At 64.0% G+C, this 12,825-nt stretch carries 13 protein-coding genes; all 13 read right to left on the bottom strand.

What is annotated here, in order from left to right:
• Positions 1–4: 4 nt before the first annotated feature.
• On the bottom strand, positions 5–478 hold the full coding sequence (locus tag AC1RR7_RS26705) for a type II secretion system protein (protein WP_085733232.1): 474 nt from the start codon (positions 476–478) through the stop codon (positions 5–7).
• A gap of 2 nt (positions 479–480) precedes the next feature.
• Entirely contained in the window at positions 481–2,328 is a 1,848-nt protein-coding gene (locus AC1RR7_RS26700; RefSeq protein WP_192560349.1) for a secretin GspD/PilQ domain-containing protein, read from the bottom strand.
• Positions 2,325–2,843: a hypothetical protein gene (locus tag AC1RR7_RS26695; RefSeq protein WP_493158763.1), complete on the bottom strand. Its 519-nt coding sequence runs from the start codon at positions 2,841–2,843 to the stop codon at positions 2,325–2,327. The genes AC1RR7_RS26700 and AC1RR7_RS26695 overlap by 4 nt, the downstream gene beginning before the upstream one ends.
• A complete protein-coding gene (locus tag AC1RR7_RS26690) occupies positions 2,843–3,391 on the bottom strand; it encodes a GspMb/PilO family protein (protein ID WP_493158762.1) in 549 nt (182 codons plus the stop codon). Before AC1RR7_RS26690 ends, AC1RR7_RS26695 begins: the two co-directional genes overlap by 1 nt.
• Positions 3,378–3,923 carry a PilN domain-containing protein gene (locus tag AC1RR7_RS26685; protein ID WP_102622380.1) on the bottom strand — a complete coding sequence of 182 codons (546 nt, stop codon included), beginning with the start codon at positions 3,921–3,923 and terminating at the stop codon, positions 3,378–3,380. The genes AC1RR7_RS26690 and AC1RR7_RS26685 overlap by 14 nt, the downstream gene beginning before the upstream one ends.
• Before the next feature lies 1 nt (position 3,924).
• The gene (locus AC1RR7_RS26680) at positions 3,925–4,728 is read right to left on the bottom strand and encodes a hypothetical protein (RefSeq protein WP_493158761.1); all 804 of its coding nucleotides are present in this window, start codon (positions 4,726–4,728) and stop codon (positions 3,925–3,927) included.
• Positions 4,709–6,415 (bottom strand): GspE/PulE family protein, encoded by a 1,707-nt coding sequence (locus AC1RR7_RS26675; RefSeq protein ID WP_493158760.1) that lies wholly within the window; start codon positions 6,413–6,415, stop codon positions 4,709–4,711. The genes AC1RR7_RS26680 and AC1RR7_RS26675 overlap by 20 nt, the downstream gene beginning before the upstream one ends.
• A gap of 83 nt (positions 6,416–6,498) precedes the next feature.
• A complete protein-coding gene (locus AC1RR7_RS26670; protein ID WP_102622377.1) occupies positions 6,499–7,032 on the bottom strand; it encodes a response regulator in 534 nt (177 codons plus the stop codon).
• A gap of 235 nt (positions 7,033–7,267) precedes the next feature.
• Entirely contained in the window at positions 7,268–8,029 is a 762-nt protein-coding gene (locus AC1RR7_RS26665; protein WP_493158759.1) for a SurA N-terminal domain-containing protein, read from the bottom strand.
• A gap of 15 nt (positions 8,030–8,044) precedes the next feature.
• A complete protein-coding gene (locus AC1RR7_RS26660; RefSeq protein WP_493158758.1) occupies positions 8,045–9,595 on the bottom strand; it encodes an ABC transporter substrate-binding protein in 1,551 nt (516 codons plus the stop codon).
• A gap of 9 nt (positions 9,596–9,604) precedes the next feature.
• Entirely contained in the window at positions 9,605–10,225 is a 621-nt protein-coding gene (locus tag AC1RR7_RS26655) for an SCO family protein (RefSeq protein ID WP_493158757.1), read from the bottom strand.
• The gene (locus AC1RR7_RS26650; RefSeq protein ID WP_493158756.1) at positions 10,222–10,872 is read right to left on the bottom strand and encodes an SCO family protein; all 651 of its coding nucleotides are present in this window, start codon (positions 10,870–10,872) and stop codon (positions 10,222–10,224) included. Before AC1RR7_RS26650 ends, AC1RR7_RS26655 begins: the two co-directional genes overlap by 4 nt.
• A gap of 13 nt (positions 10,873–10,885) precedes the next feature.
• Positions 10,886–12,808, bottom strand: coding sequence for a YncE family protein (locus AC1RR7_RS26645; protein ID WP_493158755.1), 1,923 nt, complete (start codon positions 12,806–12,808; stop codon positions 10,886–10,888).
• Positions 12,809–12,825: the final 17 nt, after the last annotated feature.

Raw genomic sequence — 12,825 nt, 5'->3', positions numbered from 1 at the left:
AGAATCACCACTCGCGGTAAGCGATGCCGTTGAGGCCACGGCCCTTGGCGTGGGAGTAGACGTCGAACACGTCTTCGCCATCGCGCGGGTTCTGGGCCGAACTGTCGTAGGCCCGCAAGCCCCAACCGCCGTTGTCGTCACGTTTGGCCGGCACCAGCGGATCGCGGGGTATCCGGCGCAGAAAGTAGAACTTGGCACCCTTGGCACTGCGCACGTCGCGCACGCCTTCGACCAGCACCTTGAGGTTCGGCGGGTAGCCGCTGCTGTTCAGCGACTTCTCGATGTAGCCGGCATCGAAGGCACGCTTGTAGGCGTCGATGCCATCGCGGATCTGATACAGCGCGGTGCGCAGTTCCTGCTCTTTGCCACGCCGTACCAGGGTCTCGGTCAGCGGCGCAGCCATGCCGGCCAGCAGGCCGATCAGGGCCAGCGTCACCACGACTTCGATCAAGGTAAAACCGCGCTGGGAGGCGTTCATGATCAAGGCTTCTCGACGGTGACACGGGTGGTTGCCACGGCGGCATCACCGATGGCCCGAGGCTGCGCGGCAGGCGTTGGCATCACGAAATTCTGCGAGCGATCCGGTGCCTGGATGTGCATGCTGGTTTCGGTGCCGGTCGGGAATTCCATGTCCGATGGGCTCTGGTACGGCAGGTTGCGCACGATCCGTGGGGTGATCGACAGCACCAGTTCCGATTTGCCGATGGTGTCCTTGTTGCTGCCGAACAACCGGCCCAGTCCAGGAATGTCGCCAAGCCCAGGAATCTTGTTGCCGGTGGCGCCATGATCGTTGCGCACCAGCCCGGCAAGGATCTGCGTTTCGCCGTCGTGCAGGCGCAGTGAGGTCTGGGCGTTGCGGGTATCGACCTGCACCGGGATCGTGCCCTGGCGGGTCGGTTCCAGCGGCGTGGCGTTACTCACTTCCAGGGCGATCTTGATCGCCACTTCGTTGTTCAGGTGCACCGTTGGAGTCACTTCAAGCTTCAGACCGACATCCAGATAAGTGACGCTTTCGGTGATCACCGGCCCTTGCGTGGACGGCACCGAGGTGGCGCTGATGATCGGCACGCGCTGACCGATGTGAATACGCGCCTGCTCACGGTTGCTGACGCGGATCACCGGGCTGGCGAGGGTGTTGATGTCGTTGTCCTGTGCGTTGATCTTGGCCTGCGGCGATGGCCCGATCGAGATGCGGTCGGAGTTGATGCCCTTGAGCTGGCCCAGCAGCGTGACGGGCGAACCGTCACTGTTGAGCACGCCGAAGGTACTCGGCCATTGCAGGCCCAGATCGAGAATGCGCTGGGTGGCGACTTCCATCACTTCCACTTCCAGCACCACTTCGGGGTTGGACTGATCCTGGGATTGCAGGAGTTTCTCGGCCATGCGGATCGCGTCTTCGGTGTCGCGCATGGTCAGGGTGTTCAGGCGTTCATCGACGAACACGTCGCGGGTCTTGAGCATGGTCTTGATCATGTTCAGCGCGGTGTTGGCGTCGATGCTGGTCAGGTAGAAGGTGCGCATCACCAGCTCTTGATAGTCCTTGAGTTTCTGCGGCGAGTCCGGGTAGATCAGCAAGGTGTTTTCGTTCACCACTTTCTGGTGCAGCTGGTTCTGTTGCAGCAGCAAGGCCACCGCGTCTTCGATGCGCACGTCACGCACGAAGATCGTGGCTTTCATGTCAGGACGCAGGTCCTTGTCGAAGATGAAATTCAGCCCGGCGACCTGGGACAGCACTTCGAAAATGGTCTTGAGGTTGGCGTCGCGAAATTCCAGGGTCACCGGGCGGTCGAGCCGGGTGCGCAGTTGCGGGTACTGGATCACGTTGCGGCTCTGCACCAGGCGGATGTTGCCTTGCAGCTCCAGCGCACCGTCGTTTTTCGGGTCGAGTTCGAGGATCTGTTTGACCTGGCGGTCGGCGCCATAGATGTCACCCCGGCGCAGGTCGCCACGGGCCAGTTCGAGCTTCTCGTCCATGCTGCGCAGGTAATCGAGTTGGCGCAGGGCATCCTGGGCGCGGCGGTTGTTCGGTTCGATGGTCAGCACGCGGCTGTAGGCCAGGCGTGCATTGGCGAAATCGCGGCGGGCACGGTCGGTGTCGCCGGAAGTCAGCAACGCGGTGATCGCCTTGGCCCGGCCGCTGTTGAGCAGCAGGTGCAGTTCGGTGTCGCGAGGGTTTTCCCGCAAGCCTTCCTGGATCCGGGCCAGGCCCGCCTCGTACTGGCCCTGCTCGATCAGGTCAGCGGCTTCCTTATTGGCAACCTGCGCGGTGCTGCACGCAGCCAGCCCGGCGCACAGGCCAAGGCTCATCAGCAAACGGGATCTGTTCATTGCGTACTCCCCACAGACAAGGTCTGCGACAAATGCAGAGGCAGGTAGACCAGGCTCAATTCCAGATCGGAAATGCCGGTGATCTTCCAGGTGTCGTCGATCACATCCCCGTTGCGCACGACGTAGATTTTTTCGCCGTCCTGCAAAAACACCTGCAGGTCGCTGCGGTCATGCAGGCGGCCGACGAACTGGAACGGCACCGGTGGCAGGCTCGGGGCTTGCACCACCGGGGTCAGGTTCACGGGTTGTTCGGTGACGGTGGCCAGAGTCGGCGCGGCCTTCCAGGACTTGGCGGAAAACAGGTCGCCGGCCGGGCTCAGGTCCTTGATCGGCACTGCGCCAGCCTTGGCGCTGCTGGCCGGCAAGGCGCCACGGGCGGTGGCTTTGACCGGAGTCGAGACGGCGACATCAGTGGCGTCCGCGTCGTCGCTCGGCGAAAAATATTCGGGCACCCAGGCCAGTGCCGCCGCCACACCGAAGAACGCCACCCACCCTGTTACGCGCTTGGTGTTCATCACGACCTCGACAGGTAAAGGGTCATACGGATCCGCCCGGAGAGGTCGGTGTCGGCGATCTTCTTGCGTTGAAACTCGACGTCTTCCACCACCACCGCCGGCAACTGGCCGAGCAAGGCATGCAGGAAGCGGCGCAGTTGCGGGTAGCTGCCACGCACCGGCAACAGGATCTGGTAGCGCGCCAGATGGGTCTTGGGATCGACGCCAAGGGCGTATTCGCCGCGCGCCAGAGTGATGTGCTCCTGCGCGGCCAAGGCGTAGATACGGTCGATGGCGACGGTGGCTTGCGGCTGGGCCGGCAGCTTGTTGCGGAAATCATCGAGCTGACGTTGCGGCACCACCGGTGGCGCGATGCTGCCGTCCTCGACCTTGGCCAGGTATTCGGTGGCCTCCTGGGTTTGCTGGCTGAGCTGTTGCAGCGATTGCCAGCCCGGCAGCAAGCCGCCGAGTGCCCAGATCAACGTCGCCAGCAGCAGCGCCAGCCCGGCCAGGCCCGGAACGCCGAGGCCTTGCAGGTATTCGTGGACGATCAGTCTAGGGATTCGCATCGCCCATCTCCCAGGTTGCCGACAGGTTGAACTGCACCGGTTGCTCCGGCGATTTGACGACGATTTCATGGCTCAGCAGCGACACGTCGGACAGCTCGTCACTGGCCTCCAGCCGTTTGTGGAAATCCAGCATCGCTTGCAGATCCCGCGCCTCGGCGCTGATCCGCACCTGCCCCTTGCGCGCATCCGGGGTCAGGGTCAGCAACGCGATGTCGTCGCGCGGCATGGCTTCGAGCATGGCGAACAGGCGTTCCCAGGGGCGGCGCAGTTGCTGCGAGACCTTGCGCATTTCGGCAAGGTTCTGCGCCTGCTCGCGGGTCTCGGCCGGGCTCAGGCTGGTCTTGGCACCGCTGTCCCCAGTGAGCTGACGCTGGGTGTGCTGCAAGTGACCTTGCTGCTGTTCGGCCTGATCGCCGAGGTGCTGCTGCACGCCGAAGCACACCAGCGCGAGGATCACGCCACCACCGAGCAGGCTCCAGCCCAACGGGCCGGAACGCGGACGGGGCTGGAAGTCGAGGTTCAAGGCGCGCATCTCAGGCCACCGCCCGGGACATGACGTACAAGGCGTCACGCACGGTCATCGAGTCATCTTCGAGGGTGCGCAAGTGCACCCCCGCCACATCCGGTTGCGCATCGAGGCGCGCCGGGGCGTGCAGATAAACGTTGAAGGCGCGTTCGCTGGTGGAGGCTTGCAGTTGCCGTTCGCGACCGATCAAGGCACTCAATGCCGCGTCACTGTCGCTGCCGCCCACCGAGCGCACCGATGCCCAGCGTCCTTCCCTTGCCAGCAACAGCACGCTGCGTTGTGGCTCGGCGACCACAAACAGGAAGTCTCCGGCGTCGAGGCTTTTGTCGAAGCGGTTGAAGGCGCTCATCAGGTACGGCTGCACCGAACGCAGACGCAGGTTGCGACCGCTGACCAGGGTGCGCAGGCGTTCCAGCAGATCCTGCGGCAAGGCGCTGGCGATCCGGTCGTGACCGGCCGGCTCGGCCGACAGCACCAGGCTCCAGGGTTGGGTCGGGGCGCCGAACAGGTCTTCGAAACACAGTTGGGCGAAGCCGCGCAGTTCCTCGGGCGTGCTGATCTGCTCGCTCCACGGTACCAGGCAGAAACGGCTGAAGTGCCCGGAGATCACCACGCTCAGCTCGGAACCTGCGCGAGCGTGTTCGCCGAGCAGACGGTCGAGGGTGTCCAGCGCCACGGTGTAGCTGTGGAAGCCTTCGTCGATGTAGCCGACGCTGCCCAGCCACAGGGTGTCGCTGCCCCGGCGCTGACCGAGGCCGACACCGCTGGCACCGAGCACGGCGACAAATTGATCACGCGATAAAAGTGACACGATTGATCTCCTCCAGCGTGGTCCGACCGTGCTCCACCAGCTCCAGCGCCGATTCGCGCAACAGGCGCAAACCACGGGCGCAGGCCAGGGCTTTGATCTGGGTGATGGGTTGGCGCTCGACGATCATCTGCCGCAGCTCGTCGTCCAGGTGCAGCAGTTCGGCAATCGCCGTGCGCCCGCGATAACCGCTGCCCCGGCAATGGCCGCAGCCCTTGCCGTGGACGAAGTGGTAGTGGCCGACCTTGTGCGGGTCGAGGCCTGAAGCGCGCAGTTCTTCATCGCTCGGGGTGGCCGGTGCGCTGCAACTGCTGCACACCAGACGGATCAGGCGTTGCGCGAGAATCGCGTTGAGCGCCGAGACCAGGCTGTAGGGGTCGATTTCCATCTGGGTGAAGCGGCCGATCACGTCAAACACGTTGTTGGCGTGGATCGTCGTGAACACCAAGTGCCCGGTGAGCGCCGATTGCACAGCGATCTGCGCGGTGTCCGGGTCGCGGATCTCGCCGACCATGATCTTGTCCGGATCGTGGCGCAGGATCGAGCGCAGGCCCCGGGCGAAGGTCAGGCCTTTTTTCTCGTTGACCGGGATTTGCAGCACGCCCGGCAACTGATATTCCACCGGGTCTTCGATGGTGATGATCTTGTCCACGCCGTGGTTGATCTCGGTGATCATCGCGTACAGCGTGGTGGTCTTGCCGCTGCCGGTGGGGCCGGTCACCAGCACCATGCCGTAGGGTTCGGCAGCGAGGCGGCGCAGTTGGCGCAGGGTTTCGTCTTCGAAGCCCAGTGCTTGCAGCTGCACGCCGCAGACCTTGTCGGCCAGGTCCTGTTTGTCGAGCACCCGCAGCACCGCGTCTTCGCCGAAGATGCTCGGCATGATCGAGACACGAAAGTCGATCTGCCGGCCGCTGATGCCGATCTTGAAGCGTCCGTCCTGAGGCACGCGCTTTTCGCCGATGTCCAGTTCGGCCATGACCTTGACCCGGGAAATCACCTGCTCGGCGAACTCGCTGCCCTGGATCTTGCTGATGTTGTTGAGCACGCCGTCGATCCGGTACTTGATCACCAGGCCGTTGCCGGTGGTGCCGAGGTGGATGTCGCTGGCGTGCATTTTCAGCGCGTCGTAGAGGGTCGAGTTGACCAGTTTCACCACCACGCTCGAGTCTTCGCTGATGCTGGTCAGCGACAGGCTTTGCAGGGTGTCGACCTCGCTGCCGGCATCGGCCTGGGCGTTGAGCGATTCGACGGCGTGGAAGCTTTCTTCGTGGCGGGCCAGATAGGCCTTGAGGTCGTCGGCGTGCACCAGATACAGCGGCGCGCCGTGCAGGCATTCGTCGATCCAGGCCAGGCGCGAAGTGTCGAAGGGGTCAGCGAACACACCGATGACTTCATCGTTGTGCCGCAGCAGGATGAATTCACGTTTGAGGCATTGCGCGAGGGTGACCCGGTCGAACACCGGGGTCGCCAGAAACAGGGTGTCGGTGTCGAGCACCGGGTAATGCAGGGTGGCGCCGAGGCTGGCAATGAACGGCATCGGCGCCAGTTCGCAAAGGACGTTGAGTGCGTCGAGCACCCGTTCCCCGGAGGTGCTGGCCCGCGCCCGGGCCTGGGCCAGTTGTTCACTGGAGAAGCGTGTCGGGGCACACGCAGGCTGCAACGCATCGACGACAACGGACAGACGTTCCATGGCTTGCTCTCCAACACCCGGGGCTTGAGGCCCTGACGGCGCGGGAGGCGAGTTCGGCGAGTGCCGGAACGTCTATCGCGCCATTACTCCCCGGTGAGCATTTGATCGTCGTCCGGTGCCATGGCCTCCGACCGGTTTCGTCGGCGGTCCGCCAGCACCCAACTGCCATCGTACAACTGCAACGGGAAGCTCTCGGTCCTGCTCTGGCGTCGTTCGACGAACCCTTCGGACGGGCTCGCACCGGGTTTCGCTTCGCGCTGGATCCCCAGAAGGTCGCAGACAGCTCGGGCAAGTTCCGCCAAAGGAAACGGTTTGAACAGGATGTGACTGACCCCCAGTTGCCGCGCCCGCTCACAGACTTCAGCGGTCGGGTGACCCGTTATCAGCACGAAATGACACGTCCTGTTCTGGCGGACCGCGTCGAGCACCTCGAACCCTTCCATATCGGGCAAGCGGTAATCGAACACCAGCACGTCGGGAGCGAAGGTCTCGGCCTGGCCGATTCCGTCTGCGCCGTCATGTGCAATCCGGACATCCAGCCCTTGCGCCGACAGATAATCCTGAAGGTTCTGTGCAAGCAGCTGTTCGTCTTCGACAACCAGTACTTTGTTAACCAAGGTCTACTCCTTGCAGCGACAGATCCGGCCTTTTCAAATCAACTGCCCGATCCTGCTGGAGTGCGCCTCACAAGAGGTAACGCACACTTCATGCCAGGCCGAGTGCCGGTAAATTGATGTCTTCATGTCCTTGAATTTGATGACAATGCCCGCTCGTCCCGGTACCCCGTTCCCCAGAAACGGGGAAGCACCTGAATGGGCATCGAAGCCATTCCCCACTATTGGGGGGGAACCTTCAATCGTCGTCAATTCGTTCGATCCTGTTCTGCGCCCGCAATTGCGCGAGCACCTGGCGACGAGCCTGGACCTGTTGCTGTCGGGCACGCTGTACCCGGACTGTTGCAAGCCCCTGCATCTGTGGGACATCGGCTGCCTCCAAGTGGTTCTGCAAATAGATCAAATGCCAGCCGAATGGCGAGCGAACGGCATCGCTGGCGAACGTTGCTCCCTCAATCACAGAGGCGCGCATCTGCATCAAGCGTAGACGCGCCGCCGCGTCTGTGGCGGCATCGGCGTCCGGCGCCACCCGAACCAGCAAATGCCGAGCCTGCAAGGTGTTGGCGCGGATCAACGCGGCGAACATCTGCTGCGCCGCCAGTTCACGTCGGGTGTACTCGGTGAACGAAGCTTCGTCGAACCCCGCATCCTGCAAGCGCCGCAGGAAGTTGTCTCTGCCGCCGATGGCGACGCGAATCTGTTCGACCTGTTGCTGCACCGCTTGATCGTCCACCTTCAGGCCACGTTTTTGCGCCTCCTGCCACAGCAGTTCCTTGTCGATCAGCGTGTCCAGCGCGGCCTGGCGCAGCTGTTTATAGGCCTTTGGACTGCGGATGCTCGCGACGGCGCGGCCCCGGTCTTCCAGGTATTCGGCGAAAAACCGTTCCAGACGAAACTCGGAAATCACCTCGCCGTTGACCCGCGCCGCCACCGGTTCCGTATTGGCGAACGCGATCGGCAACCAGCATGCCAGCAGCCACAACACGCTTTTGAGCTTCATGATCCAGGCCTCCGTTCAGGGGCTCGCGAGAATCGGTTTGTAGGGCGCGACCAGATAGAAACGCTGATCGGGCAAGTCCACGGTGACCACATGCGCCCCGCTCAAGCCCGATCGCCGGCCGGGGCCGAAGCTGAGGCGCGGGGTCAGGCCGGTGTCGAAGTCGTGCAGGCCTTCGAGGGCCGCCACCATCTTTTCGCGGCTGGCGTCGCGCCCGGCCTGCTTCATGGCTTCGCTGAACAACAGCATCGAGGCATAGGCGCCGACTTGCAGCACCGCATGCTGCGCGCCGAGGCCCTGATGTTCGCGCAGCAGGGTCAGGGCCATGCGCCCGGCCTGAGTCCAGTCGCTGGGCACAAAGGGATAGGCCAGGAATACGCGCCGGGAAAAGCCCTCGGGCACTTGCAGCAAGTCGCCCGCCACCTGGCCCGACGTCGCGAACAGGTACGGCACCTGCCCGGCATGCTGCAACCCCGTCGCCAGCCGACTGAAACCGCTGCCGCTGCCCAGGTAGAACACTGAGCGTGAGCCCAGCGGCAAGGTATCCGCCGCCGGGTCGTAGGCCTGCATTCGGACATTTTTCCAGCCGTGATCCTGCAAGTATTGCCCCAGCGCCTGGGCGGCCTGCACCTGGGTCGGGTCGTCGGGATAGGCGATCAGCGTCGGCCCTTGCAGCACTTTCAGGCTGGCGGTGGCGTAGTCGGCCAGGGCGATCAACTGCTCGCGCAATCCCGGCAGCGGTTCGAAAATCTGCGCACTGGCCTGCACCGAGCCCATCAAGGACAGCGGCCCGATCAGGGGCAGACCGGCCTGCTCCAGACGCGGCGCCAGTTCGCTATCCAGCGCCGGGGCCAGCGGGGCGATCAGCGCAAAGACCTTTTCCTCATCGATCAACCGTTGCAGAGCCTGTTCGGCGCTGGCGCGGTCCGGGCCGGGATCGACCACGGTCAGGCGCAACTGCCGGCCATGAATGCCCCCGGCCTGATTGATCCGCGCCACGCTGCCGTTGAGCACCGCCGCCACCGTGGCGCCCTCCTCGGCCAGCGGCCCCTGGCTCGGCAGCAAAGTGCCCAGGTGCAAAGTCTGGTCATCGAGCCCCGGATCGCGATCATCGGCCAGGCGTTTGAGATAGGCAGTGAGGTTGCGCTGGTCCTTCGTCGACAGCAGAAAGCGCGGCATGCTCGGGTCGAGCCGGTTGTTGCCGGGGTCACGCCCCTCCTGAATCACCCGCGCCAGACTGCTGTCGGTGTAGGCCGGGTAGTTGCGGCCATTGATCTGTTGCTGACCGTGGAGGCTGGTCAGCCGCGACCAGTTCAGCTCCGGTGGACGCACGCCGCCCTCGGGCCGGCCGAGACCGTCGGCGCCGTGGCAGTTGGCACACGGCAGGCGGGTGGCCGGCAGTAACACGTCCGCCGCACCGACCCGCGCCATGATTGCCTCGCCGCTGGCCGACAGGCCTTCGCGGTACAGGCGCTTGCCGGCGCTTTCTTCAGCGGTCAGTGGCAACGCGGCCGCGCCGAGGCTGGCGCCAGCGAGCAGGATCAGGGCGAGAACGCGGCGCAGGTTCATGGCGCGGACTCAGCGGCCGGCCACGGGCATTGTCAGCAGTTGCAAGCGCTGGGCAATGGCGGCGGCCGGGGCGTCGGGACGGATCTTGCTCCAGCGTTTATTGGCGACATCGCCGACGATCAACTGGGTCGAGTGCTGCTCCGGCGTCGGCACGATCTGGCCGATGCGACCGAGCACCAGATCCATCTGCGCCTTGTCGCCGGTAAGGAAAAGCCAGTGAGGGTCATCGGCACCCTGCTTCAAGGTGTAAGCCTTGAGCACCGCCGGCGTGTCGCGCAGAGGATCACTGGTAAGGGAAATGAAAGTGATGCCGTCGGCCTTGTCGCCCAGCAGCTCGCGGACTTCCTTGAGCTTGCGGGTGATCAATGGGCAGGCGTCGTTGCAGCTGGTGAAGATGACGTTGAGCAGCACCACGCGGTTTTGCAGCGCGTCACTGTAGAAACGCTGGGTGACGCCGTGTTGATCCAGCAACGGCGTGTCGGTGAACCAGGTTTTCGCGTCATGAGTACCTTTGGCCGGCGCGGCGGCCACCGTCGCCGGGGCCTCAAGCGCATGGCCTTCGTGAGCGAACGCCACGTTGCCGAGAATCAGAAAACAGATCGTCAGGGAGATCCAGTCGAGCATTCTCATGGCTGTTGCTCCATGGCAATCGCAGTGTGTTTGGCGTGGGTGCGCAGGCCGCTGAGTTTTTCCACTTCCTTGGCCAGCAACGCCGGGTCGGTGAAACCGTAGTAGCGCATCCAGTGGCGGCTGTTGCCGTCACCGACGAGGATCAGCGGCTGGTGGTTCTTGAAGTCACCGCTGAAACTACCGAGGCCCTTGAGCGTGGCGTTGATCGACTGCGGCGAACCGGTCAGCCAGCTCCAGCCCGGCCCACGCTGGAAAGAGCGGGCGTAATCCAGCAGCCGTTTCGGGTCGTCGTGCTGCGGGTCGATGCTGATCGACACCAGTTGCACTTCGCCGCCGACCCGCGAACCCAGCTGTTTCTGCACCTTGCCCATGATCGACGAGACCACCGGGCAAACCGTGGTGCAGCTGGTGTAGATGAAACTCATGACGACGATTTTGTTGTGCACCAGATCCTGCTCCAGGCGCACGGTCTTGCCGTTCTGGTCGAGCAGCGGCACGTCGACGAATTTGACCTGGGTGTGTTCCTGGGTGCTGGCGGCCGGTGCCTTGTGCCCCGCGTGTTCGTCCGCCGAATGGGCTCGGGCCTGATGGATGCCGGCGGCCAACAGGCACAAGGTCAGCAGGCCGGATGATGCGAATCGGTTCATGGCGTTGTCCTCGTCACTGAGTCTGACCGGGCAGCACCCGGACACTGGCAAATGTCTTGTCGTCGAAACCCGCGCCCAGCGATGCCGCGCGCACATGCAGGTACCAGGCGCCGCTGCGGTCGAGGGTCACCGGGGCTTCGTACACACCGTCGGCGACTTCCAGCGCCGCGACTTCACGGGGTCGCGATGTCGGCGCGAGGAAGTAGCGCAACTGCACGTCTTTCACGCCGCTGCGCTGCACCTTTTGCTTGCCCTCGACGATGCGGAACCGCACCACGTACGGGTCGTTGAGCGCCACGGCGGTCTTGCCCGGCAGGAACTCGACTTTCGGCGGGCCGACGTGTTTTTCAGCCGCGCCGTCGGACTCCACCTGCGCGCTGAAGCAATGAATGATGTTCGGTTGATTGAGCAGGAACGCCACGTCGAAACGCCCCGCCGCCGGCAGTTTCACCCGGGCGCTGTACAGCCCCGGCGACACCTCGCGCAGGCTGCGGTCGACAACCATCGCCGCACGCGCAACCTGCCCGCGATTGGGGTAACCGGACATCGGCGCGTTCATGCCTTCGGCGTAGAAATAGGTGGTGTTGTCCACCGGGTTGACCACGAACACCGCGTTATCGTCCCGCGACACGGCGAGGCTCGCCGCCAGCGGCAAATTCCCGGCCAGCCGTGGCGGCTGCGGCCCGGCCTCGAAACCCTGGCTGATCGGCTGGCGCCCTTCGCCGAGTGAGGCGAGGTTGATCATGGTGACTTTCGGCGACGCCAGCCCGCGCACGTAGGCATAGGCTTTGGTGAACACCACTTGATAGGGTTCGGCCGAGACTTCCAGATCATGGATCGCTGAATCATTGGCCGCATCGATGACGGTGGCGCGATTCTCCACCGTGTTCAACACCACACCGAAGCGACCATCGGCGCTGAACCCCATCGGGCCAAGGCCCTGTTGCAGCTTGATCACCCGCCGCACGGCGCGGCTGTTGCTGTCGATCACCGTGACGGTGCCGTCCTTGCCATCGGCCACATATACCGCCCCGGACAGCGGCGAATACGCCACCGACAACGGGCTGGAGCCGGTTTTGATCTGTTGCAGGAGGCTCAGGCTGGCGATGTCGATGACGCTCAACGTGCCGTCGTCACGGTTGCTGACGAAGGCGAAGCGGCTGTCCTTGCTGAAGGTGATTTCGTGGTGCCCACGACCGGTCGCCAAGTGTTTGAGCGGTTTCAGGCTGTGGGCGTCGATCACCGTGACCCCTGACTCTTCGGCCTTCGCCGCATTGTTGCCGACCCACAGCAGACGTTCGTCCGGTTGCAGCGCGACCCGCACCGGTTGGCTGCCGGCGGCCACCGAGTCGAGCACCTTGAATTGCTCGCTGTCGATCACCGCCACCTCCCCTGCTGTCGGCATCGACACGAACACCCGTTTGTTGTCCCTGGGCGTGACCCAATCCATCGGCGGCTGCTTGAGTTCGATCCGCGCCAACGTACTGGTGATGCCGCCGACCGACACCGACGGATCAATCACCGAAACGCTGGCATCGCGGTTCATCACCAGCAGGAAGTAGCTGTTGAGATCGAGTAGCGGCCGCGCGCCGATGTTGGATTTGAGGAACGTCCCGACCCGGGATTTGCAGCTCTTGTCGCGGCCCTGGGCCTGGTCGGCGGCAACGGTTTCGGGATCGATCCACGCTCCCGGCGCCACGCCGGACAGCGGCTGGCCGGAGGCGCCATCGGTGACGCGAAACTGCACGTCGGCGAACTCGCCTTCACGCAATTTGCCGTCGCGAGCCAGCGGTTGCAGGTTGAATGCAATCGACACGCCGTCGCGGGTCAGCACCTGCCCGGGTCCGGTTTGCGCCAGGGCAATCTCGCTCAGTGTGAGCAACGCCCCGGCCATCGCCAGAAGACAGACGCCGATGATGTTGATGATCCTGTTCATGTCGCTCTCCCCTGCCA

The organism is Pseudomonas sp. GW821-FHT11G12 (assembly GCF_058808055.1).
The sequence above is the reverse complement of the archived record's forward strand: the minus strand, read 5'-3'. Positions and strand labels throughout refer to the sequence as shown.